This window comes from Kineococcus radiotolerans SRS30216 = ATCC BAA-149 (assembly GCF_000017305.1).
GTDB classification, from domain to species: domain Bacteria; phylum Actinomycetota; class Actinomycetes; order Actinomycetales; family Kineococcaceae; genus Kineococcus; species Kineococcus radiotolerans.
This window is the reverse complement of record NC_009664.2, coordinates 3,264,841-3,287,494: the sequence shown is the minus strand read 5'-3', so window position 1 is coordinate 3,287,494 and position 22,654 is coordinate 3,264,841. Positions and strand designations below refer to the sequence as shown.

Below are 22,654 nucleotides of genomic sequence, written 5' to 3'. Positions count from 1 at the left end.
CTCACTCCTGGGTCGGCGACGTCGACGGCGCGCCGATACAACATCCAATAGGATGTGGGTGTCAAACGAACCGCGCCGCCGGGCGGCGGTCCTCAGGGGGCGGGCTCCGGGGCCGCGTCGAGCCCCGCCGCCGCGCGGTCGTCGAGGGCGCGCGAGCGCACCGCCTCGAGGTGCTCGCGCATCCGCGCCGCGGCGGCGTCGCCGTCGCGGACGCGCAGGGCGTCGACCACCGCGACGTGCTCGGCGACGGCGAGGTCGGCGTCGGTGACCCCCTGCCCCAGCGCCCGCAGCCGGAACCGCTGCAGCTGCCCGTTGAGCCCCTCGAAGGCGTCGGCGAGGAAGCCGTTGCCACCGGCGCGGTTGAGGAGGCGGTGGAACTCGTTGTCGGCCTGGTGGTAGTCGCGGTAGTCGGCGAACGAGGGCCCCCGGGGGGCCACCGCCATGCGCTCCACGGTCGCGGACAACCGCACCAGCAGGTCCTCCTCGACCCGCTGCGCCGCCAGGGCGACGTTGTGGCACTCCAGCAGCAGCCGCGCGTCCATCAGCTGGTCGATCTCCTCGCGCGAGAGCATCCCCGCGACGCGGTACCCGCGCATCGCGGCCCGCTCCACCAGACCGGTGGACTCCATGCGCACCAGGGCCTCGCGCACCGGCGTCGGGGAGACCCCCAGGTCGCGGGCGAGGCCGTCGATGCTGAGCGGCGAGCCGGGGGCCGCGCCGCCGTCCATCAGCCAGGTCAGCAGCGAGGCGTGCACGGAATCGGCGAGCGATTCCCGCGCCGGGGCGGCCGGCAGCGCGACGCGGGAGCTCACCGGCGCGATCCTACGTGCCCGCCCGGGCCGGGGGGTCCAGCTCGGCAAGGGCCTCCTCGGCCCACGCCAGCGTCGCCCGCGCCGTCCGGGCGCCGGTGTCCGCGGTGGCCCTGGCCGCGACGGTCGCGGTGAACCTGCTCGGGCGCTGACGGCGGGGCGGCGCGCTCCCCCGGCCCCTCAGAACGAGGCGAGCAGGTCCTCCACCGCCGGCCGCCCGTCGTCGGCCAGGGCCAGCAGCAGCAGCCGCAGCGGCTCCAGCCCCCGCAGCGGCACGTAGGCGAGGTCGTCGGAGCGGTGGGCGGCGGCGACCGCCTCGGCCGTGATGGCCATGCCCGCGCCGGAGGCGACGAGGGCGAGCATCTCCTCGGCGGTCGAGGCGGGCGGGCCCACCACGCGCGGCACCGCCCCGGAGGGCCGCGGCTCGACGAGCCACGTCTCGCGGCCGGAGGCGGCGTCGACGATGGGCTCGTCGTCGAGGTCGGCGATGTCGAGGGAGGCCCGCCCGGCCAGCGGGTGACCGGCGGCGAACACCGCGATCCGCCGGGTGTCGGCGACGTGGACCGCCCGCACCCGCTCGTCGAGCACCTCACCGGGCGCCGCGTGCACGAAGACGACGTCGACCCGGCCGTCGACCAGACCGGCGACCTCCTGCCCCCACGGCACGTGCCGCAGCACCACGTCGAGGTCAGGGCTCTCCTGGGAGGCCTGCACCAGCCGGGTCGACACCCAGCGCGGGGTGGAGGTCCCGATGCCCACGGCGAGGCGTTCCCGCTCCCCCTCCGCCGCGGTGCGGCGGGCCCGGACCAGGGCCCGGTCGAGCAGCTCGACGACGCGCGCCGCGTCCGCCACCAGCGCCTGGCCCGCCGGGGTCAGCGCGGAGCCCTCCCGGGCCACCCCGCGCGCGTCGCGGACGACGAGCCGGCCCCCCACGAGCTGCTCCGTCCGCGCGATGGACTGGCTCAGCGCCGGCTGCGAGACCTGCAGCGACGCGGCGGCCGCGGTGAAGCTGCGCTCCCGGGCGACCGCCACCAGGTAGCGCAGGGACCGCACGTCCAGCTCGCCCCCGCGCTCACCACCGCGCTCACCCCCGCGTGCATCCACGGGATGGATGCTCCCAGAACGAGCGCTCCTGCGACACGCGGCGCCCGCGCCCCTACGTTGTGGAGGGTGCGTTCCCTGACCGCCCTGCCCAAGGTGCACGTGCACGCGCACCTCGACGGGTCCTACCCGCGGGAGGCCGTGCTGGAGCTCGCCCGCCGGCGCGGCGCCCCGGTCGACCTGCCCGTGCGCGGCGGCCCGGCCGCCACCGGCGAGGGGTGGCCCGACGTCTGGCGGTTCTTCGAGGCCTACGGTCGCGTCCCGGCGCTCGTGGCCGACCTCGACGACCTCGCGGAGCTGTGCCGGGCCCTGGTCGCCCAGGAGGCGGCCGAGGGCGTCGTCTACCTCGAACCCGCCATCGAACCCCAGCTCTACGCCCCGCGGCTGGGCAGCCTGCGCGAGGTCACCCGCGTCGTCGTGGACGCCCTCGGCGAGGCCGGCACCCGGCTCGGCGTGGAGGTCGGGGCGCTGCTCACGGTCAACACCGACCAGGACGAGCCGATCGCCGCGGAGCTCGCCGCGGTCGCCGTCGAGTTCGCCGGCCGCGGGGTCACCGCCTTCGGGACGGCCGGCTTCGAGGAGCCCTCCGGCCTGCACCGGTTCGCCGCCGCGGCCGCCGCGGCCCGGGCCGCCGGCCTGCCCGTCGTCGCCCACGCCGGGCAGACCGGGGGCTGGGAGTGCGTCGCCGAGGCCCTCGACGTGCTGGGCGCCACCCGCATCTCCCACGGCGTCCGCTCGGTGGAGAACCCCGCGTTCGTGCGGCGCCTGGTCGAGGAGGGCGTCGTCTGCGACGTCGCCCCCGTGTCCAACGTGGCGCTGGGGATCGTCCCCGACCTCGCCTCCCACCCCGCTCCCGCCCTGCACGCCGCGGGCGTCGGGATCACCCTCAACGCCGACGACCAGCTGTGGTTCGGCCGCGGCGTCAGCGACCAGTACGCCGTCGCGCGCGAGGTCTGGGGACTGGCCGACGAGGACCTCGCGGCGCTCGCCGGGCACGGCCTGCGGATCGAGGGCATGAGCCCCGCGACCCGCCACCGCCTCGGCGCGGGCCTGCTCGCCTGGCTGGGCCGCGCCGGGTGAACCCCGTGCGGCCCCCGCTGCTGCTCAGCGCCTTCGAGATCAACGCCCCGAACCTCACCAGCCAGGGCCTGTGGGCCCACCCGGAGCAGCACACCGACCGCTACCTGGACCTCGAGCACTGGACGTCGCTGGCGCGGCTGCTGGAGGACGGCGGCTTCGACCTGCTGTTCCTCGCCGACTCCCCCGGCTACCCCGTGCTGGGGGGCACCACCCCCGACGTCACCTTCGAGCAGGGCGTCGAGATGCCCACCAACGACCCGCTGCTGCTCGTCCCGGCGATGGCGGCGGTGACGCGCCGGCTGGGGTTCGCCGTGACGTCCTCCACGAGCCTGGAGGGGCCCTACCCCAACGCCCGCCGGTTCGCGACGCTGGACCACCTCACCCGGGGCCGGATCGGCTGGAACGTGGTGACCACGTCCTCGCCGGTCGTCAGCGACCTGCACGGGCGGGCCCCGCTGGCCCCGCACGACGAGCGCTACGACATGGCCGACGAGCACCTCGAGCTCAGCTACCGGCTGTTCGAGGGCAGCTGGGAGGACGCGGCCGTCCTGCACGACGGGCAGGCCCGCCGCTACGCCGACCCGCGCCGGGTCCACGAGGTGCACCACCACGGCCGGTACTTCCGCTGCGACGGGTACTTCAAGGTCGAGCCCTCACCGCAGCGCACCCCGGTCGTGTTCCAGGCCGGGGCCAGCGAACGCGGCCGGGAGTTCGCCGCCACCCACGCCGAGGTCGTGTTCCTGCAGGGCCGCGACGCCGCGACCCTGCGCGCGCAGGTGCAGGACCTGCGCGCCCGGGCCGCCCGGCGCGGACGCGGCCCGGACGCGCTGCGCACCCTGGTGGGGCTGAGCGTGGTCCTCGGCCGCGACGAGGACCACGCCCGCTCCCGGCTGGAGGAGTACCTGTCCTGGGTGGACCAGGAGGCGGCCCGCGCGTACTACGCCTCGATGACCGGCGTCGACCTGTCCGCGCTGGACCCCCGGGGCGACTTCTCCGACGTGCGGACGGAGGGCGGGCGGACCCAGGTCGAGCGGTACCGGGGCGAGACGGTGGCCCGCGCGAGGGCGGACTTCCTCCGGTTCGGGATGCGCGAGTTCGTGTTCACCGGGACGGCGACCGCGGTCGTGGACGCGATGGAGCGCCTCGTCGAGGAGAGCGGCGTCGACGGCTTCAACCTCACCCCCTTCGTGGTGCCGGGTTCCTACCGGGAGTTCTGCGAGCAGGTGGTGCCGGAACTGCGCCGGCGCGGGCTGGTGGCGCCGGCCCCCGGCGGGGACGCCCCAGGACGTACGCTGCGAGAAGCGATCTTCGGTGCGGGCCGCCGCCGGCTGCCCCCCGACCACCCGGCGGCCCGGTACCGCCACCCCGTCCCCGAGGAGACCCCGTGAGCGAGATCCCCGTCGTCCCGGAGGCGAAGGTCGGCGGTGTCGGCGTCGAGCTGAACGGCGTCAACGCCGTCGCCGCGGCCGAGCGGCACGGCCGCCCGCGCGACCTGTTCTGGCCGTGGTTCGCCGCGAACGTCTCCGTCCTCGCCGTCAGCTACGGCTCGTTCGTCCTGGGGTTCGGGATCTCGTTCTGGCAGGCGACGTTCGTCTCCGTCGGCGGGGTGCTGCTGTCCTACGTCCTCGTGGGCCTGGTCGCCATCGCCGGCAAGCGCGGCTCGGCGCCGACGATGACGTTGTCCCGCGCGGCCTTCGGGGTCGACGGGAACCGGCTGCCGTCGCTGGTCTCCTGGCTGCTGACGCTGGGCTGGGAGACGTCGCTGGCCGCGGTGGCCGTCCTGGCCACCGCCACCGTGCTGGACCGGCTCGGGGCGGGCGGCGGCACCGGCACGAAGCTCGTCGCCCTCGTCGTCGTCGTGGGGCTGATCGTGCTCGGCGGGACCCTCGGGTTCAGGGTCATCATGCGGATGCAGCGCTGGATCACCGTCGTCACCGCGGTGCTGACGGTCCTCTACATCGTCTTCGCCGCCGGCAGCATCGACCTCGACGCCGTCACGGCGATCCCCGCCGGGAGCACGGCGGCGGTCGTGGGGGCGTTCACCATGGTGATGACGGGTTTCGGCCTCGGCTGGGCCAACGCGGCCGCCGACTACTCCCGCTACCTCCCGCGCGACGCCTCCAGCCGCGGGGTCGTGCTCTGGACGACGCTGGGGTGCTCCATCGGCCCGGCCGTCCTGCTGGTCTTCGGCGCGCTCCTGGTGGGGTCCTCCCCCGACCTGGGCGCGCGGGTGGCGCAGGACCCGGTGGGGGCGCTCACCGGCATCCTGCCGACGTGGTTCCTCGTCCCGTTCGTCGTCGTCGCCGTCCTCGGTCTCGTCGGCGGCGCGGTCATGGACATCTACTCCTCCGGCCTGGCGCTGCTGAACGTCGGCCTGCGGGTGCCGCGGCCGGTGGCCGTCCTCGTCGACGGCGCCCTCATGGTGGCCGGCGCGGTCTACATCGCGTTCTTCTCGCAGGACTTCCTGGTCCCGTTCCAGGGGTTCCTCATCACCCTGGGCGTGCCGATCGCCGCCTGGGCGGGGATCTTCCTGGCCGACCTGGCGATGCGCCGGGGCGACTACGCCGAGGCCGAGCTGCTGGACCCCCGCGGGCGCTACGGCTCGGTGCGTCCCCTCGCGGTGGGGACGATGCTCGTCGCCACGTTCCTCGGGTGGGGCCTGGTGACGAACTCCGGCGCCGGCTGGCTGACCTGGCAGGGCTACCTGCTCGGCCCGATCGGCGGCCGGGAGGGCACCTGGGCCTACGCGAACCTCGGGGTCCTGCTCGCGTTCGCGGTCGGCGTCGTCGTCGTCGCGCTGCTGGGCCGCTCCGCGGTCCGGCGCCAGGAGGCCCGCGCGTAGGACGGCGCCCGCCCCGCCCCCCCCACGGGGTCGGGGCGGCGGCGCGTCCGCACGGGGTCAGCCGCGCCGGACGCTGACCGTGGGCGGGTTCTGCAGCGTCTGGGCGATGACGCAGTAGCGCTCGGCCAGGGAGACCATCTTCGCCTCGGTGGCCTCGTCGGCGTCGGAGGTGAACGTGAAGGTCAGGGTCACGTCGGTGATCCCGACGGGGACCTCGCGCGAGACCCCCAGGGTGCCGCGGGCGTCCCAGTGCGCCTCGGCGGTGACCGACGCGTTGCGCAGCTCCACGCCCATGGCGGTGGCGACGCTGCGCAGCGTCACCCCCGCGCAGGCCGCGACGGCCTCGCAGAGCATGTCCGCCGAGCACGCCTCGGTCCCGTCGCCCCCGGCGGCCGGGTGCAGCCCGGCCCGGGTGGTGCCGGCGAAGCCGTCGACGGAGACGCCGATGGACTGGCCGTCCAGCACCGCCACGGCCCGCGCGGGGACCAGCGCGCTGGCCGGGTCCTCGCGGTAGGCGTCCTTCAGCGGCTTCTGCAGGGCCCTCAGTTCGGTCGAATCCACCGGGCGAGCTTAGGCCCCGCGGCGGCGCGCCCCGCAACCTGCTGGACACTCGGGCCCGTGAAGTGGACCACTGCCGTCAGCAAGCTCGCCGAGGTCGCCGCGGGGTGCGAGCACGCGCGCACCCTGCCCGCGGGGCTGGTCGGCTTCCAGGCCGAGGAGGCCTGGGTCTTCGGGAGCCTGCTGGGCCCCCGCCGGGAGCAGGTCGACGACCTCACCGGGGTGGGCGTGGCCCTCGCGGTGGACCTGCCGGAGAGCGACTGCGCCCTCTTCACCCGGCCGCCGGCGGGCGAGCACTGGCTGAACGCGGCGGGGCTGGCGAAGCTGCCGGTGCGCCTGCTGTTCCGCTCCGGGCGGGCGCCGGTGTGGAACCACGTCGTCGAGCGCCCCGTGCGGTTCTGGAGCCACGCCGACGGCCTCGACCACGAGGTGCTCCTCCAGCTGCGCAGCGGCGACGGGGAGGCGCTGCGCCCGGAGGCGCCCGCGCCCGGGGAGCTGCGCGAGCGCCTCGACCGCGACCTCGCGGCGAGCCTGGCCGCCCTGGCCCGGACGACGCGGGCCTACGACGAGAAGCGGTGGTCCCCGGGGTCGCCGAAGAAGCGCGGGGACGCGCTGTGCGACGCGGCGCTGGGCTACGTGGACCTGCGCGCGGCCAGGGATAGCCTCGGCGGGTGAGCACCGCGAGCGAACCCGAGAAGCTGGCGTACCGGCTGCTGACCGGTCCCGACGACCGCTCCTTCTGCGAGAAGGTCTCCGCCGCGCTGGCCGACGGCTACGTCCTCCACGGCAGCCCGTCGGTGACGAGCACCGGGGGGCGCACCATCGCGGCGCAGGCCGTCGTGCTGCCGCACGTCCAGGGCTGACCCGCCCCGCGGGCGGGGCCGGCCGGCGGCCCTCCCGCCGGCGATTTGACGGCCCGGACAGCGGGAACCTACGGTCCTCCCAGGTCATGAGTGACAGCGACAAGCCCTGGCTCGCTGTCCGGCAACCCTCCTCCGCGGCGGGGTGCCCCAGGTGAAGACCCGGCCGGACGAAAACGTCCGGCAAGCGCGGATCAACGGACGCCGTCGACCACGGGGTGCTGCGAGCCGCGCGACCGCCGTTCGACCCCCGGAGAGCCCACCGTGTCCAGCCCCGCCCCCGCTCTGCCCGACAAGCCCAAGCGTCGCGGTCTCCTCATCGGGATCGTCGCCGCCCTGGCCGTGATCGCCGTGATCGTCGCCGTCGTCCTCGGCACCCGCGACGACACCACCAGCACGGCGGCCGCCGGTTCCGGTTCCGGCGAGACGGTCACGATCGGCGTCGCCGACAAGTCGCTGCCGTACTGGAACACCTACACCGAGCTCGCGCAGTCGCAGCTGGGCGTCACCGTCGAGCTGGTGAACTTCTCCGACTACACGCTGCCGAACCCGGCGCTGAAGCAGGGGGAGCTCGACCTCAACCAGTTCCAGCACATCCAGTACCTGGCGAACTACAACGTCGAGGCCGGCGACGACCTGCAGCCCATCGGGGCCACCGCCGTGTACCCGCTGCCGCTGTACTCCCTCACCGCGAAGTCGGCGGCGGAGCTGCCCGCCGACGCCAAGGTCGCCATCCCCAACGACGCGATCAACGAGGCTCGCGGCCTGCTGGTGCTGCAGGAGGCCGGCCTGGTCACCCTGAAGGACGGCGGGACCGCGTTCTCCACCACCAACGACATCGAGTCCGCCAAGGTCGAGGTCACCCCGGTGGCCGCCGACCAGACGGCCAGCGCGCTGCAGAGCGGTTCGGTGGCCGCGGCCATCGTCAACAACAACTACGCCACCGCGGCGAAGCTGCCCGCCGACTCCGTCATCGTCCAGGACGACCCGACCTCCGCCGCGGCCGCCCCGTACGTGAACATCTTCACCGCCCGCAAGGAGGACGCGGCGAACGAGACGTACCTGGAGCTCGCCGCCCTCTGGCACGACCCGGCCGTGCAGGAGGTGTTCCTGCAGGACAACCCCAGCGCCATCGTCCAGGACACCCCCGCGGCCGACCTGCAGGCCGAGCTGACCAAGGTCGAGTCTGACGCGAAGGCCGCCCAGGGCAAGTGAGCACGCTCATCTCGCTGACCGAGGTCAGCAAGAGCTTCGACCGCCGTGACGGCAAGACCGTCACGGCGGTCGACGCCGTTTCCCTCGACGTCGCCGAGGGCGAGGTCCTCGCGGTCATCGGCTACTCCGGGGCCGGCAAGTCCACCCTCGTGCGGTTGATCAACGCCCTGGAGAAGCCCACCTCGGGCAGCGTCCACGTCGCCGGCCAGGACCTGACGAAGCTGTCCGAGGGCGAGCTGCGCAAGGCGCGCTCCCGGATCGGCATGATCTTCCAGCAGTTCAACCTGTTCCGGTCCCGGACCGTCGCCGGCAACGTCGCCTACCCCCTCAAGGTCGCCGGGGTCGCCCCGGCCGAGCGCGACCGCCGCACCGCGGAACTCCTGGACTTCGTGGGCCTGCTGGACCGGGCCCACGCCTACCCCGAGCAGCTCTCCGGCGGGCAGAAGCAGCGCGTCGGCATCGCCCGCGCCCTGGCGACGAACCCCCCGCTGCTGCTGTGCGACGAGGCGACCAGCGCCCTGGACCCCGAGACGACCTCCGAGGTGCTCGCGCTGCTGCGCCGGGTCAACACCGAACTCGGCGTGACCATCGTCGTCATCACCCACGAGATGGAGGCCGTGCGGCAGATCGCCGACCGGGTCGCGGTGATGGAGGACGGCCGCGTCGTCGAGGTGGGCGACGTCTACGACGTGTTCTCCCGCCCGCGGACGGCGGCGGCGCAGCGCTTCGTGCGCAGCGCCACCCACGACCGCCCCTCCGCGGAAACCCTGGCGCGGCTGCGCACCCACCACCCCGGCCGCCTGGTCACCGTCCGCATCACCGACGAACCCGGTCTGCAGCAGCGGATCGACGCCGCGTTCCGGGAGACCGGGACGAGCGCGGAACTCGTCTACGGCGGGGTCTCGGAGATCCGCGAGCGGCGGGCCGGGTCGCTGACCTACGAGCTCGGCGGCGACGCCGACGCCGCCCTGGACGCGTTGCGCGCGGCCGGGATCGACGTGGACGAGGAGGCCTGACGTGGACTTCAGCGGATTCCTCGACACGCTCGACGTGTTCAAGGACGCGATCTGGCAGACGCTGCTCATGTCGATCGTCTCCCTCGTCGCCGCCGGCGTCCTGGGCCTGGTCCTGGGCACCGCGCTGTACGCGACGCGACCGGGGAACCTGTTCGGCAACCGGTTCGTGTTCGTGCTCATCGGTTTCGTCGTGAACCTGGTGCGCCCCATCCCGTTCGTCATCTTCCTGGCCGCGATCACGCCGCTGCAGATCGCGGCGGTGGGGACGACCATCGGGACGGAGGCGGTGACGTTCGCGATCTCGCTCGCCGCGGCGTTCGCGGTGGCGCGCATCGTCGAGCAGAGCCTCGTCGGCGTGGACCCCGGGGTCGTCGAGGCCGCGCGCGCGGTGGGGGCGTCGCGGTTGTCGATCCTCCTGGGCGTCGTCATTCCCGAGGGCCTGGGGCCGCTCATCCTGGGGTACACGTTCATCTTCGTCGGCATCGTCGACATGACCGCCCAGGCGGGTCTCGTCGGCGGCGGGGGCCTGGGCGACTACGCCATCACCTACGGCAAGCAGCGCTACGACTACGGGATCATCTACGTGGCCGTCGCCGCGATCATCATCATCGTCCAGGTGGGGCAGGTCCTCGGGAACCGGCTGGCGCGCGGCGTCATGCGGCGCTGACCGCTCCGAGGAGGGACCCCCGGCCGCGCGGCGGGCGCGGGGTGGACGAGGGCGGGTTCCCGGGAGCGCTTCCCGGGGGCCCGCCCTCGTGCGTCCCGCCCCGCGCGTGGCGGCGACCGGCCACCCACTCCACGTACTTAGTGTAGCCTCACCTACTCCACAGCTCGATCACCGGGAGGAGACGTCGTGCACGTGCGCAGGGGTGTCGCAGCGGGTCTGGTCGCCGGGGTCCTGCTCGCCGGGTGCAGCAGCACCGGCGACGCACGGACCACCGGAGGGACCGCCGGCGCGGCGGGGAGCACCGCCCCCGGGGAGACGGCACGCGACGCGGCGGGCACCTTCCCCCGCACGGTCGAGCACGACCGCGGCTCCACCACCGTCCCGGCGGTCCCCGAGCGCGTGGTCGCCCTCGACGACAGCCTCGTCGGGGCCGTGGCCGGGCTGGACGTCCAGGTCGTCGGGCACACCGGTGAGCCCGCGGGCCTGCCGGAGGTGTTCCGGCTGCCGCGGACGGAGGGCTCCACCCACGTCGGCACGCTCGCCGAGCCGAACCTGGAGGCCATCGCCGCCCTGCAGCCGGACCTCATCGTCTCCGCCAGCGTGCGCCACGAGGAGCTGTACGACGAGCTGTCCGCCATCGCCCCCACCGTCTTCACCGCCACCACCGGACCCGCGTGGAAGGACAACGTGCGCCTGGTCGCGCGGGCCCTGGGCCGTGAGGAGGCGGGCGAGCAGCAGCTCGCGGACTACGAGGAGCGCGCCGCCGCGGTCGGCGCGGACATCAACGCCGCCGCCGGACGGCCGACGATCTCCCTGGTGCGCTTCCTGTCCGCCGAGGACCCCGCGCGCCTGTACGCGAGGGCGTCCTTCCCCGGCATCGTGCTCCGGGACGCCGGGCTGGCGCGCCCGGCCCGCCAGGACGTCGACGAGTTCGCCGTCGAGGTCTCCCCCGAGCAGATCGACGCGGCCGCCGGCGACCGGGTGTTCTACTCCCGCTACGACGTCGACGACCCGGCCGCGGCCGGCCGCTTCACCGGCAACGGCCTGTGGCGCGCGCTGCCCGCCACCACGGAGGTCTCCGACGAGCGCTGGTACACCTCCGTCGGCGTGCAGGGCGCCCACCTGATCCTCGACGACCTAGCCGCCGCCTTCGGGGTCGACCCGCACCGGGCCTGAGGGGTCCCGCGCGGGTCAGGGGCAGAGCACCTCGTAGACGTCGGTGTGCATCTCGAAGCGCTCGTGCTCCTGGTGGTCGGTGACCTCGCCGTCGGAGTTGAGGCGGAACGTGCCGGAGACGGCGGTGATCTCGACGACCGTGCCGGTGGCGGTCGTGACGTCCTGGCGCGAGACGTGCACCCCGCTGCGCAGACCGGCCGCGAACCCCAGGCGGGCCAGCGGCCCGGTCGACTCCGAGACGACGACGTCGGCCACCCCGTCGTGGGGGTCGGCACCGGGGACCAGCGGGGTGCCGCCCCCGATGGTGCCGCCGATCCCGATGCCGACCATGAGCACGGGACGGCCCCCCGGCGACACGACCCGCCCGTCGACCCGGACCTGCAACCGGAACCCCCGCCCGGCGCTGACGCCCGCCCAGGCCGCCCCCACCGGGTAGGCCCCGGCCTTGAGGACCTTCTTCAGCCGCTGCGCCTTCGCCGTGGCCGAGGCCCCGATGCCGGCGTGGACGGTGTTCACGGTGATGCGGTCGCGGGAGTCCACGAGCAGCTCCAGCCCCCGCGGCCGCCCCCGGGTGACGACGCGGGCCGCGGCCACCGGGTCCAGGGGCAGGCGCAGCGAGCGGGCGAGGTCGTTGCCGGTGCCGAGGGGGACGACGCCCAGGGGGCCGACCTCGCGGGTGGCGCCGGCGTTCCAGAGCAGTTGCAGCGCGGCGTGCAGCGACCCGTCCCCGCCCAGCAGCACGACCCGCCGCCCGTCCGCGCTCAGCAGCGCCGTCGCCAGGTCCGCCAGGCTGCGGGTGCGCCGCAGCTCCACCGCACCGGCCCGGCCCAGCTCCCGCACGACGGCGTCGACGGCCCCGGCCCGTGCCGACCCCGCGCCCGCGTTGACGACGGCCAGGTACTCGTTCTCGCTCACGCCCGCTCAACGCGCCCGGCCCCCGGCGGGTGCCGGGCGCCCCGGGGTTCACAGCGCCCGCCACGTCCCGTCGGGGGCGAGCACCTCCCCCGCGCCGTCCCAGCGGTAGACCGCGCGCCCGCCGCTGACCACGTGCAGCGCGCGGGAGGCGACCTCCAGCGGGTCGCCGGACCACACGACGACGTCGCCGTCCAGACCCGGAGCCAGCGAACCGACCCGGTCGTCGATCCCGAGGATCACGGCCGGGTTCAGCGTCAGCGCCCGCAGGGCCTCGTCGGGGTCGAGCCCCTCCTTGACGGCCAGCGCCGCCGAGACCGGCAGCAGCTGGATCGGGACGACGGGGTGGTCGGTCGTCAGCGCGACCCGCAGCCCGGCCGCGGCCAGCAGCCCGGGCACCGCCATCGAGCGGTGGCGCAGCTCGGGCTTGGACCGGGAGGTCAGCAGCGGCCCCACGACGGCCGGCAGCCCGCGCTCCACGAGGAGGTCCAGCACCCGGTGGCCCTCGGTGACGTGGTTGAGCACCAGCCGGTAGCCGAACTCGTCGGCGAGGCGGACCGCGGTGGCGATGTCGTCGGCGCGGTGGGCGTGCTGCTGCCAGACGATCTCCCCGGCGAGGACCCGGGCCAGGACCTCGGCGTCGCGCTCGCGGTCGGTGGGCGGGTCCAGGGGCTCGCCCCCGGCCCGGGCGCGCTCGCGCCGGGCGGTGAAGCGCTGCGCCGCGGCGAAGGAGTCGCGCAGCGAGGCGGCGATCCCCATCCGCGTCGTGGGCCCGCCGGAGGACTGCCCGTTCTTGCGGGGGTTCTCCCCCAGGGCGCTCTTCACCCCGATCGGGGCCCGCAGCAGCATCTGCTCGACGGTGGTGCCCCAGGTCCTCAGCGCGGCCGTCTGGCCCCCGACGACGTTGGCGGACCCGGGCAGGACGGCGACGGTGGTGACCCCGGCGCTCAGCGCGTCGAGGAAGCCGCGGTCGGCGGGGTCCACCCCGTCCCAGGAGCGCAGCCGGGCCCCCCGGGGCTCGCCCTTCTCGTTGACGTCGGCGCCGTGCCAGCCCTCCCCCTCGGCGTGGACGCCGAGGTGGGTGTGGGCGTCGACGAACCCCGGCAGGACCAGCCGGCCCGTCGCGTCGAGGACCGGGACGCCCGCGGGCACGGGGACGCCCGGCCCGACGGCCGCGATCCGCCCGTCGCGCACGAGGACCGTGCCGGGCCGGCGCTGCCCGCGCCAGTCCGGGGTGAGCTCGACGAGGGTGCCCCCGACGACGGCCACGTCGCGGGCGGGACCCGCGGGGCGCGCGGGGTCGTAGGGGCTCACGCGGTCAGCGCGTCGGCGTGGGGCCGTCCTCGTCGCCGGGCCCCTCACCCTCCAGGGGCGCCGTGGCCTCCTCGAAGTTCTCCACCGCGTTCGAGGGCGCCTCCGGCGGGAAGTCCGCCGCCGTGGGCATCGGCGCGGGGGGCGGCATCTCGGAGCCCGGGGCCGCCGGCGCGACCGGGACGCCCGGCACCGGGACGCCGGACTTCGGGACCGGCACGGGCCCGCCGCCGCTGCCCGACCGCGAGCGGGCGCGCAGCACGGCGAACACCGCACCCGCGGCCCCGAGGACCGCGGTCACCAGGAACACGCTGTTCCGGGTCGTCGACGTCCGCTTCGCCACAGTTCCACCTTCACCACGTCCGACGTCCGCGGGCCCGGTCGGTCCCGCGGACCAGATCATCGCCGCTCCCGGCACGCTCGACAACCGGGAGCGGGACCGCGGGGCGTCCACGTCCCGCCTGTCGCGTGCACCGGGTCCCCCGCTGCGGTTAGCGTGGCGCTCCGTCGACGAGGAGGTCACGCATGAGCACACCGCACGAGGACCCCTACGAAGAGGTCCGCGCCTCGCCCGAGTTCCAGGCCCTCAAGCGGCGCTTCCGCCGCTTCGTCCTGCCGGCCTCGGCCCTGTTCCTGGTCTGGTACGCCACCTACGTCCTGCTCGCGGACTACGCCCACGGGTTCATGAGCACCCGGATCGGGGGGTCCAACATCACCGTGGGGCTGCTGTTCGGCCTCGGGCAGTTCGTGTCCACGTTCGTCATCACGACGGTGTACGTCCGGTGGGCCAACAAGCACTTCGACCCCGCGGCCGAGGAGCTGCGCGCCCGGGTCGAGAACGCCCCCGGGAGCCGTCGGTGAACCCCGGCACGACGGTCGGCGAACCGATCGTCAACATCTCGATCTTCCTGGTGTTCGTGGTCGTGACCCTCGTGGTCGTGCTGCGGGCCAGCCGCACCAACCGCACCGCGGCCGACTTCTACGCCGGCGGCCGTTCCTTCACCGGCCCGCAGAACGGCGTCGCGATCGCCGGGGACTACCTGTCCGCGGCGAGCTTCCTCGGCATCGCCGGGGCCATCGCCGTCTACGGCTACGACGGTTTCCTCTACTCCATCGGCTTCCTCGTCGCCTGGCTCGTCGCCCTGCTGCTGGTCGCCGAGCTCCTGCGCAACACCGGCCGGTTCACGATGGCCGACGTCCTGAGCTTCCGGCTCAAGGAACGCCCGGTCCGGACGGCGGCGGCGATCTCGACGCTGGCGGTGTCGTTCTTCTACCTGCTCGCGCAGATGGCCGGGGCGGGCGGTCTCGTCGCCCTGCTGCTGGGCATCGACTCCCGCGCCGGGCAGAACGTCGTCATCGCCGTCGTGGGGGCGCTCATGGTCCTCTACGTCCTGGTCGGCGGGATGAAGGGCACCACCTGGGTGCAGATCATCAAGGCGTGCCTGCTCGTCGTCGGGGCGGCCGTCATGACGGTGTGGGTGCTCTCGCGCTACGGGTTCAACCTCTCCGACCTGCTGGGCGCGGCGGTCAGCGCCCCGGGGTCGGCCGGCGAGGCGATGCTGGGGCCGGGGGCGCAGTACGGCGCCACCGAGACCTCCAAGCTGAACTTCCTCTCCCTGGCCCTGGCCCTGGTGCTGGGGACGGCGGGCCTGCCGCACGTCCTCATGCGCTTCTACACCGTGCCCAGCTCGAAGGAGGCCCGCCGCAGCGTGGTCTGGGCCATCTGGATCATCGGGGTGTTCTACCTGTTCACCCTGGTCATCGGGTACGGCGCCGCCGCCCTCGTCGGCGCCGACCGCATCAAGGCCGCGCCGGGGAAGGCGAACTCGGCGGCTCCGCTGCTGGCCTACGAGCTGGGCGGGACGATCCTGCTCGGGATCATCGCCGCCGTCGCGTTCGCGACGATCCTCGCCGTCGTGGCCGGCCTGGCCATCACCGCCAGCGCGTCCTTCGCCCACGACATCTACGCCAGCGTCATCAAGAAGGGCGAGGTGTCCCCCGCCGCCGAGGTCCGGGTGGCCCGGACGACGATCGTCGTCATCGGGGCCGTGGCCATCGTCGGCGGCATCTTCGCCAACGGGCAGAACGTCGCCTTCCTCGTGGCCCTGGCCTTCGCCGTCGCGGCCAGCGCGAACCTGCCGACGATCCTCTACTCGCTGTTCTGGTCCCGCTTCACCACGCGCGGGGCGCTGTGGAGCATGTACGGCGGGCTGCTGTCCTGCCTGGTGCTGATCGCGTTCTCCCCGGTGGTCTCCGGCAAGACCGATCCCGCCACCGGCGCGTCGCTGTCGATGATCACCGACACCGGGGTCGACTTCTCCTGGTTCCCCCTGGAGAACCCCGGCCTGGTGACGATCCCGCTGGCCTTCCTCCTGGGCTGGCTGGGGTCGGTGACCGGGCGCGAGCACGGCAACGAGCGGCGGGCGGCGGAGATGGAGGTGCGCAGCCTCACCGGCGCCGGCGCCGAGAAGGCGACGGAGCACTGATCGAGCCGAGGTCGGGGGTGCACGCGGCGGGAGCCGACGTGGACCCCCGACCCCAGCGGGCACGGGCCCGACCCACCGGCCGCTCGAGGGCGTACCAGCTCACCGTGGCGACGCCGACGGACGCCACCGCGGCCCCCGCCCCGACCAACACCGTCGGCTGATCGGGCAGCAGGGCTCCGGCCCACGTCACCAGCGGCCAGTTCCACAAGTAGGTGGCGTAGGAGACCGTGCCCAGTCCCACCAACGCCCGGGCCGGGAGGCTCCGCACCCGCTGGTGGGGCAGAGCTGCTACGACGAGGACCACGGTGCACACGGCGATCACCGGACCTCCCAGGAGGTAGGTCAACCGGTTGGCGTTGAGGTCCGGCACCAGGCACGTGCCCGCGAGAACCACCACCGTCGCCCCGAGCACGGTGCGGTGCCGCAGCGCCGAGCTCAGCCGAGCCGGGTCCAGCGTGCGCGCCAGTCCTCCGACCGCGAGGGCGACGAACCACGACGTCGGCAGGAAGTAGGCGCGCACCACGACGTCCCCGGCGGCGACGACGGTCGCCACCGCCGCCGCCCAGCACAGCAGCACCGCGACCAGGACACCCCGGCGCAGGGCGCGGCGGGAGGCGAGCACCAGCAGGAACGGCCACAGCAGGTAGAACTGCTCCTCCACGGCGAGGGTCCACAGGTGGGTGGAGGCAGTGCTCACCGGGAGTCCGAGCGGCAGGTCCGCGGTGTACGTGAGGGCGACGGCTACGGCCCAGCGCCACGCGGGTCCCTCGTCCAACGGGTCCGCGAGGGTTCCCACGAGGACGAGGCCGACGACGAGGAGCAGCAGCGCAGGGTACAGGCGGAGGATCCGGTGGAAGTAGAAGCGGCGGTAGTAGACCCGACCGCAGCGGTCCAGATCGGCCAGTAGCACGCCCGTGATGAGCCAGCCGGAGAGGGCGAAGAAGACCGTGACCCCGACGACGCCCGCGCCGCCGAACACGTCCGGGGCGGCGTGCCGGAGCAGGACGAGGGCGATGGCGATTCCGCGCAGCACCGTCAGGCCGTCCACGCGTCCCCGGCCAGGACCTGGCTGCGCCGAGGCGGCCACGCCGGTTCCGACCGCTCCCACCGGGTCCCGCTCGATCACACGGCACCCCGCGTCCACACGGGGAGGGGGGGCGCGGTGAACGACCGCACGGGCTGCCGGCGCGAGACCAGGGACGCGACCGCGGCTCCCGCCTCGGTGAGAAGCAGGTCCCCGGGGGGGACGTCTCCCCGCCGGGGCGCCACGTGCACGACGACGTGGAGGGCGGGGAAGTACCCGACGAAGAACACGACCAGGTCCCGCCCCGTGAAGCGCAGCGGCTGGTCGGCACACCGGTGGCCGACCTCGACGACCACGAGGGGCCCGGCCAGGGTCGCGAGGACCGAGCACGGGACGCAGCCGGAGCTCGGCGCCCTGAGGAGTGCGGGGCCGAGGACCAGCGCCGCCGCGGAGAACACGCGTGGGGAGCCCACGATCACCTGCAGCCGACCGGGCCGGTCGGCCGCCCACCGACCGAGGCCGGAGAGGGCGAAGAGGTGGGTGGGGCGTTCCGGGTGCTTCGTGTCGTCGCACAGCACCTCTGACAGCAGGATGACGAGCGGCACGAGCAGGCGGCGTCGAGGCGCGAGCGGGTAGGAGGCGCAGGGACGACCTACGTACCAGAGGCAGCTCCCCCCGCGGAGCGGGTTCGGCAGGTACCAGCGCACCGGATCGAGCCGTCCCGGCCAGTTGCAGACGGCGTACCCGGTCGTCCACAGCAGGAAGGACCAGACGGCCACCCCCACCTCGCCCCACGGGTAGCGCCTGCTCCCCTCGTCCACCGACCGAGGAAGGGGCGCGCTTGAGAACACCCGCCGGGGACTGCGGAGGGGGGCCGCGGCCAGGACACCGGCCGCGACCAGGATTGGGAGGTCGCCGTGGCGGAGCAGCGTGCCGGCGTGGAGGAGCGGGATGAGCAGGACCGCCACACCCGGCACCACATCCATCCACGCCTGGCGCGGGCGAGGGGTCCCGGATGGGCCACCGGTCCGGGCCGCAACGGTCGGTTCGACGGTCACGCGGGACTCCTCACCTCGGCTGCGCTGCCGCAAGCTACCGAGAGGACCGCTCCCGGGACAACGGCCAGCTCCCACCAGACCCCCGGGAGGAGTCAGGTGAGGACGTCCTGGAGAGTCTGCTCGAGCGTAGCGACGTCCACGAGCACGTCCGCCTCGGTGTCGGGGAAGCGCAGCGGCCCTATGAGCCGGGGTTCCCGGCCCGTGACCAACCGGTGATCCAGGCCGGCCGCTGCGCAGAGCTTGTAGTACGCCGGGAACATCAGGTTCCGCGGCAAGATCTCCACCACCGTCGTCCCCGGGTAGCAGTAGACAAGGTTCGTGAGTCCCGCTCCAAGCACCCCGGCCACCACGTCCGCCGACGCGAACAGGGCCGCTTGGTCCGCGACCGACAGGGCGCCGGCCTCGACCACCTCGAAACCCCCCGAACGCACCGCAGTGAGGACCCGGTCGCGGTTCAACAACCGTCGCTTGTCGGTCGCCGGGCGGTCAAGGAAGATGCGGCGCGGCAGGTCGTCCCGCCGCCTCAGGTCCAGGCGCGCGCGCACGGAGTCCAGGACGTGGGGCGGGACGTAACGGTTCCGGGCGGGGACGGAGGCCACCACGAGACGCTCCAGGGAGAGCACCCGCCCGGAAGGCTCCACCTCCACCCGGCGGTCCTGGGGAATCCCCAGCAGGTCCAGCCACTCCCGGACGAACGGCGAGCTCTGCGGCGGCACCAGCCACTGGTCCACCGACGCGGGATCCAGGACGCCGGCGACCATGTCGAAGCGCGGCACCGACTGCAACGTCCAGTGGTAGTAGTTGGGCATCCACGGGAGCAGCAGCGACACCGTGGTCCCGGGCAGCCGCTCGTCCGGGCGCGTGGCCAGCAACCCCGGCTGGACCATGTCTCCGGTCTCCAAACCGACTTCCTGCCACAGATCGGACACCACTCGTCGCGCACCCCCGTCTTCGACCGCGACCCAGCCGTTGCGTCCCAAGACGAGGGCGTCGGGGACGTCAAGGACGAACTGCGGCGGCAGGGTGGAGACGTCACGGTGCCGGAAGGCGCGCCAATCGGCGGGGCTGAGGGCGGCCGGTCGCTCCATCCGCACGTCCTGGCCGGGCTGGACCTCGACCCGGGCGGCACGGCCGGCGGCAGCCAGGTCGAGCGACCCCACCAGCGGTACCGGGGCGCGGCGAACGTGAGCCAGCGCCTTGCGCACCCGTCGGCCGTGGTGATCGGCCCCTCGGCGCACGAGGTAGTCCCAGCCGGCGTTCACGCTCCTCATGGCACAGACGATGGCACAGAGCGAGCACGGGGTCACGCTCGTCCGCGGGCGGTCTCAACCGGGTGAGCAATCTCACCCCAGCCTGGTGAGCACGGGGTCGAGGAGCCGGGTGAGGGCGGGGATGTCGACGACCACGTCGGCCAGGACGTCGGGGAAGCGCAGGGGCCTCGGCAGCGCGGGCTCCGTCCCGACCAGGAGGTGGTGGGTGACCTGTGCTGCATCGGCGAGCTTGGCGAAGGTCGGGAAGACGAGCCCGCGGGGAGCCAACTCCAGCACGACCGTCCCCGGTCGGCAGAAGACGAGGTTGGTGAGCCCCGCACCGTGGACACCGACGACGACGGCCGCGGACCCGAAGAGCACAGCTTCCTCCTGCACCGTCAGACTGGCGAGGTCGACGATCCGGAAGCCCCGTCCACGTAGCGCGGCGACGACATCCTCGCGGTTGAGCATGCGCCGCCGGTCGGTCTCGGGTCGGTCGACGAACACCCGCTCCCCGTGCTCCGGGGGCGGAGGGAACTGCTTGCGCAGGTGGTCCACGACCCACGAGGGGACCCAGCGGTTCGCGCCGGGAACGCTGCTCACGACGAGCCGGTCTACGGCGAACACCTGACGGCGACCACGGACCTCGACCCGGCGCTCCACCGGCACGTCGAGCCGGTCGAGCCACTCCAGGACGTAGGAGGGGGGATCGGCGGGGATCAGCCAGTGGTCCACGTCGTCACCGGCGACGTCCTTGACCATCTGCACCCGGGGGACCGCCTGCGTCGTCCAGTGGTAGTAGTTCGGCAACCAGGGCATGAGCAGCGACGCCGTCGTCCCTCCGAGGTGGGCGGGCTTCTCCAACCGGCCGCGCGGGAGCATCCGACGGGCGGGGAAGCCCACCTCCTGCCAGATCCCGTCGACGAGCCGCCCGTCGACGAAGACCCAACCCTCCCGCCCCAGCACCGTCGCGCCGCTCAACTCCACGACCGCCTGCGCGGGAACCTCGCGCACGTCACGCATCCTCAGCGCGCTGCGGTCGGAAGCGCGGAGGTCGGAAGGGACCGTCAACCGAACCTTACGTGACGGAAGGGTTTCCCGGAGCGTCGCCCCGTTCTCGCGCAACTGCTCCAGGGAGACCATGTCGACTCGCCGCGCCAGGAGTGAGCGGCACCACGCGCGCCCGGAGGAGAGGCGGTACCCGATGGCGCTCGCCAGCAGGTACCTCCACCCGACTCGCTGGTTGGACCGCACCGCAGAAGATTGACACCTCAATCGCCTTGGGACCACATGAAAGGTCGAACTCGTTCGGTCAGCAGGCCGCGGCCGGTCGGACCAGGTTCCCGGCGTCGGCCCACCAGTCCTCGGTAAAGGTGACGGCGGAGACGGAGACGGCGGCCCCGTACCGTTTGCTGTGCCTGTAGCGGTTGCCGCGGAAGACCCCGTTCTTTACGGCGGCCGAGCACCTCAACGTTGACCGAGCAGCTGCCCGTTGAAGAGGTTGTCCTCGAGGAGCAGGTTCCCCAGGCACTGCCAGCCCGCCTCGGTCCCGAGCCGGACCACCGAGTTCAGGAGGTCGTCCGAGCGGGCTCGGCGCGGATCGACGGTGGTGCACCGCACGACGATGTTCACTCCCAGGTCGACTGGAGGCCGTCGGTGTGCACCCCGTCGCTGCGGATGAGGTCGTGCACGTAGCTGTCCACGACGTCTATCTCGAGCCGGGATCGTCCTGGGTGCCGTGGACGCCCACCCGCCGCGCGCTGCACCCGCTCCGGCCGTCAGTGCCCTCGGTGCCGCCGTCGCTGACGGTCTCGGAGTCCTCCACGACGGCCCCAGGGGCGTCGAGGAGGCTCACCGCGCAGGGTGGCGTCCCGGGAGGTGATGCGGGAGGTGTGGACGGCCACGTCGGGGGTCGTGCACGGTGGGGCAGCCCTGCACGTCGAGGTCGGCCCCGGCCTCCTAGACGTCGAGGTCGGTGGACAGCGTCGTGCCGGCCGGGACACCGGTCGCCGCCGTCGGGAACCCGGCCGGGATCTGTGTCGTGACGACGGGGATCGCGCGCAGGTACTTGGTCACCGACTGCACCATGTGCTTCCCGCTGTACAGCTTCGCGACCAGCTTCACCGCTCCGAACTTGCCGGTGAGGTCGATCTCCCCGTCGCCGGCGCAGTGGTTCCCGGCGAGGGCGCAAGGGGGATCACGGGGCTTCCAGGTGGCTGAGACGAGAATGCGTCCCCTGCTTCGACGCCCGCCCCCGTCATCTGTGTCGCCCACTCCGATGCGGCGGACGGGTGACGGGGGTGACGCTACTCCCCGTGCCCGGCCGTGGGCCGGACGGACCGCTCCCGGCGCTCCAGCGTGACCGCGTCGTACAACTCCCGGCCCGGAACCCCGTGCCGGCCGGCGATCACCCGCACCGCGTCCTTCATCCGGTACCCCGACCGGACCAGTTCCGAGACCTCGCCCACGAGTTCCCCCGCCGACGCGGCCCGCCGCGGCCCCGCCGAACCGGCGACGACGAGGCACACCTCCCCGCGGACCTCGGCCGCGGCCCAGGAGACGAGTTCGCCCAGCGTGCCGCGCACGACCTCCTCGTAGGTCTTGGTGAGTTCCCGGCAGACCGCCGCCGGGCGGTCCGCCCCGAACGCCTCCGCCATCGCCGCCAGGGTGGCGCCGGTGCGGTGGGGGGACTCGAAGAAGACCAGCGTCCGCGGGTCCTGGGCGAGGTCGGCGAACACCCGGGCGCGCTCCCCCGGCTTGCGCGGGGCGAAGCCCTCGAAGGCGAACCGGTCGCAGGGCAGCCCCGAGACGGCCAGCGCGGTCAGCACCGCCGAGGGGCCGGGGACCACCGTCACCGCCAGCCCGGCGTCGACGCAGCCGCGGACCAGCCGGTAGCCGGGGTCGGACACCGAGGGCATCCCGGCGTCGGTCACCAGGGCCACCGTCGCCCCCCCGCGCACCGCGTCCACCAGCTCCGGGGTCCGCTCGGTCTCGTTGTGCTCGTGGTAGCTCAGCAGCCGCCCGCGCGGGGTGACCCCGAGCGCGGCGGCGAGCCGGTGCAGCCGGCGGGTGTCCTCGGCCGCGACGACGTCGGCGGTCTCCAGGAGGTCGACCAGCCGCCGGGTGGCGTCCCCGGCGTTGCCGATGGGGGTGCCCGCCAGCACCAGCCGTCCCGTCCCGGTGCCCTCGCCGTCGTCCCCGCTCACGCCGCCATCGTGCCGCACCGACGGGCCGGGCCCGTGCACGCCTACGATGGATCGGTGATCACGACCCAGCACCCAGGCCCGGC

At 74.1% G+C, this 22,654-nt stretch carries 25 protein-coding genes and 1 riboswitch; of the genes, 12 read left to right on the top strand and 13 right to left on the bottom strand.

All coding sequences use genetic code 11. The features are described 5' to 3' along the window. Positions 1–92: 92 nt before the first annotated feature. Positions 93–812, bottom strand: coding sequence for a GntR family transcriptional regulator (locus KRAD_RS15720; RefSeq protein ID WP_012086630.1), 720 nt, complete (start codon positions 810–812; stop codon positions 93–95). Between the two features lie 14 nt (positions 813–826). On the opposite strand from KRAD_RS15720, the gene KRAD_RS27620 reads away from it, so the two are divergent. Next, positions 827–961, top strand: a complete 135-nt coding sequence (locus tag KRAD_RS27620) for a hypothetical protein (RefSeq protein ID WP_275263080.1) — start codon at positions 827–829, stop codon at positions 959–961. Between the two features lie 28 nt (positions 962–989). Here the strand turns inward: KRAD_RS27620 and KRAD_RS15715 are convergent, their stop codons facing one another. Continuing rightward, positions 990–1,913 carry a LysR family transcriptional regulator gene (locus tag KRAD_RS15715; protein ID WP_041292150.1) on the bottom strand — a complete coding sequence of 308 codons (924 nt, stop codon included), beginning with the start codon at positions 1,911–1,913 and terminating at the stop codon, positions 990–992. A 66-nt stretch (positions 1,914–1,979) separates the two neighbouring features. Here KRAD_RS15715 and add point away from each other — a divergent pair, with 66 nt between their 5' ends. The 3 genes from add to KRAD_RS15700 are packed head-to-tail and all read left to right on the top strand — an operon-like array spanning position 1,980 to position 5,832. Beyond that, positions 1,980–2,990 (top strand): adenosine deaminase, encoded by a 1,011-nt coding sequence (add, locus tag KRAD_RS26100; RefSeq protein WP_012086628.1) that lies wholly within the window; start codon positions 1,980–1,982, stop codon positions 2,988–2,990. Next, positions 2,987–4,378 carry an NtaA/DmoA family FMN-dependent monooxygenase gene (locus tag KRAD_RS15705; RefSeq protein WP_157873622.1) on the top strand — a complete coding sequence of 464 codons (1,392 nt, stop codon included), beginning with the start codon at positions 2,987–2,989 and terminating at the stop codon, positions 4,376–4,378. The genes add and KRAD_RS15705 overlap by 4 nt, the downstream gene beginning before the upstream one ends. Continuing rightward, positions 4,375–5,832 (top strand): purine-cytosine permease family protein, encoded by a 1,458-nt coding sequence (locus tag KRAD_RS15700; RefSeq protein WP_012086626.1) that lies wholly within the window; start codon positions 4,375–4,377, stop codon positions 5,830–5,832. The genes KRAD_RS15705 and KRAD_RS15700 overlap by 4 nt, the downstream gene beginning before the upstream one ends. A gap of 57 nt (positions 5,833–5,889) precedes the next feature. Here KRAD_RS15700 and KRAD_RS15695 read toward each other — a convergent pair whose 3' ends face one another. Continuing rightward, a complete protein-coding gene (locus KRAD_RS15695; RefSeq protein WP_012086625.1) occupies positions 5,890–6,393 on the bottom strand; it encodes an OsmC family protein in 504 nt (167 codons plus the stop codon). A 57-nt stretch (positions 6,394–6,450) separates the two neighbouring features. On the opposite strand from KRAD_RS15695, the gene KRAD_RS15690 reads away from it, so the two are divergent. The 6 genes from KRAD_RS15690 to KRAD_RS15665 all read left to right on the top strand — a co-directional run bounded on the left by KRAD_RS15690 (position 6,451) and on the right by KRAD_RS15665 (position 11,324). Then, positions 6,451–7,065, top strand: a complete 615-nt coding sequence (locus KRAD_RS15690; protein ID WP_012086624.1) for a DUF7711 family protein — start codon at positions 6,451–6,453, stop codon at positions 7,063–7,065. Further along, positions 7,062–7,253: a DUF1737 domain-containing protein gene (locus KRAD_RS15685; protein WP_012086623.1), complete on the top strand. Its 192-nt coding sequence runs from the start codon at positions 7,062–7,064 to the stop codon at positions 7,251–7,253. The genes KRAD_RS15690 and KRAD_RS15685 overlap by 4 nt, the downstream gene beginning before the upstream one ends. A gap of 82 nt (positions 7,254–7,335) precedes the next feature. Further along, positions 7,336–7,446: riboswitch (SAM riboswitch) on the top strand. A gap of 68 nt (positions 7,447–7,514) precedes the next feature. After that, entirely contained in the window at positions 7,515–8,465 is a 951-nt protein-coding gene (locus tag KRAD_RS15680) for a MetQ/NlpA family ABC transporter substrate-binding protein (protein ID WP_012086622.1), read from the top strand. After that, positions 8,462–9,481, top strand: a complete 1,020-nt coding sequence (locus KRAD_RS15675; RefSeq protein WP_012086621.1) for a methionine ABC transporter ATP-binding protein — start codon at positions 8,462–8,464, stop codon at positions 9,479–9,481. Before KRAD_RS15680 ends, KRAD_RS15675 begins: the two co-directional genes overlap by 4 nt. 67 nt (positions 9,482–9,548) lie before the next feature. Beyond that, complete coding sequence (locus tag KRAD_RS15670) at positions 9,549–10,148, top strand: methionine ABC transporter permease (RefSeq protein WP_083782274.1); 600 nt, start codon at positions 9,549–9,551, stop codon at positions 10,146–10,148. Between the two features lie 186 nt (positions 10,149–10,334). Beyond that, entirely contained in the window at positions 10,335–11,324 is a 990-nt protein-coding gene (locus KRAD_RS15665) for an ABC transporter substrate-binding protein (protein WP_012086619.1), read from the top strand. 15 nt (positions 11,325–11,339) lie between these two features. Here KRAD_RS15665 and KRAD_RS15660 read toward each other — a convergent pair whose 3' ends face one another. Genes KRAD_RS15660 through KRAD_RS15650 form a run of 3 tightly spaced genes read right to left on the bottom strand, consistent with a single transcriptional unit; the run spans position 11,340 to position 13,848 of the window. Beyond that, positions 11,340–12,239 (bottom strand): diacylglycerol/lipid kinase family protein, encoded by a 900-nt coding sequence (locus KRAD_RS15660; protein ID WP_012086618.1) that lies wholly within the window; start codon positions 12,237–12,239, stop codon positions 11,340–11,342. 48 nt (positions 12,240–12,287) lie between these two features. Beyond that, on the bottom strand, positions 12,288–13,550 hold the full coding sequence (locus KRAD_RS15655) for an amidohydrolase (protein ID WP_012086617.1): 1,263 nt from the start codon (positions 13,548–13,550) through the stop codon (positions 12,288–12,290). A 4-nt stretch (positions 13,551–13,554) separates the two neighbouring features. Then, positions 13,555–13,848, bottom strand: coding sequence for a hypothetical protein (locus KRAD_RS15650; protein ID WP_203417586.1), 294 nt, complete (start codon positions 13,846–13,848; stop codon positions 13,555–13,557). Between the two features lie 224 nt (positions 13,849–14,072). Between KRAD_RS15650 and KRAD_RS15645 the strand changes: the two genes are divergently transcribed. Beyond that, positions 14,073–14,408, top strand: coding sequence for a DUF485 domain-containing protein (locus KRAD_RS15645; protein ID WP_012086615.1), 336 nt, complete (start codon positions 14,073–14,075; stop codon positions 14,406–14,408). Then, positions 14,405–16,033, top strand: coding sequence for a solute symporter family protein (locus tag KRAD_RS15640; RefSeq protein WP_012086614.1), 1,629 nt, complete (start codon positions 14,405–14,407; stop codon positions 16,031–16,033). Before KRAD_RS15645 ends, KRAD_RS15640 begins: the two co-directional genes overlap by 4 nt. Here the strand turns inward: KRAD_RS15640 and KRAD_RS26095 are convergent. The 7 genes from KRAD_RS26095 to rsmI all read right to left on the bottom strand — a co-directional run bounded on the left by KRAD_RS26095 (position 15,996) and on the right by rsmI (position 22,571). After that, positions 15,996–17,081 carry an acyltransferase family protein gene (locus tag KRAD_RS26095; RefSeq protein WP_049821229.1) on the bottom strand — a complete coding sequence of 362 codons (1,086 nt, stop codon included), beginning with the start codon at positions 17,079–17,081 and terminating at the stop codon, positions 15,996–15,998. The two genes, KRAD_RS15640 and KRAD_RS26095, sit on opposite strands and share 38 nt — an antisense overlap. 74 nt (positions 17,082–17,155) lie before the next feature. Beyond that, positions 17,156–17,878 (bottom strand): hypothetical protein, encoded by a 723-nt coding sequence (locus tag KRAD_RS26090; RefSeq protein ID WP_157873621.1) that lies wholly within the window; start codon positions 17,876–17,878, stop codon positions 17,156–17,158. A gap of 329 nt (positions 17,879–18,207) precedes the next feature. Next, positions 18,208–19,386: a glycosyltransferase family 61 protein gene (locus KRAD_RS15625; RefSeq protein ID WP_157873620.1), complete on the bottom strand. Its 1,179-nt coding sequence runs from the start codon at positions 19,384–19,386 to the stop codon at positions 18,208–18,210. Between the two features lie 72 nt (positions 19,387–19,458). Continuing rightward, positions 19,459–20,379, bottom strand: coding sequence for a glycosyltransferase family 61 protein (locus tag KRAD_RS15620; protein ID WP_041292146.1), 921 nt, complete (start codon positions 20,377–20,379; stop codon positions 19,459–19,461). Positions 20,380–20,832: 453 nt separating this feature from the next. Then, complete coding sequence (locus KRAD_RS26085; protein WP_157873619.1) at positions 20,833–20,997, bottom strand: hypothetical protein; 165 nt, start codon at positions 20,995–20,997, stop codon at positions 20,833–20,835. A gap of 327 nt (positions 20,998–21,324) precedes the next feature. After that, positions 21,325–21,489: a hypothetical protein gene (locus tag KRAD_RS26080; RefSeq protein ID WP_157873618.1), complete on the bottom strand. Its 165-nt coding sequence runs from the start codon at positions 21,487–21,489 to the stop codon at positions 21,325–21,327. A gap of 182 nt (positions 21,490–21,671) precedes the next feature. Next, complete coding sequence (rsmI, locus tag KRAD_RS15615) at positions 21,672–22,571, bottom strand: 16S rRNA (cytidine(1402)-2'-O)-methyltransferase (protein ID WP_041292145.1); 900 nt, start codon at positions 22,569–22,571, stop codon at positions 21,672–21,674. Positions 22,572–22,654 lie beyond the last annotated feature (83 nt).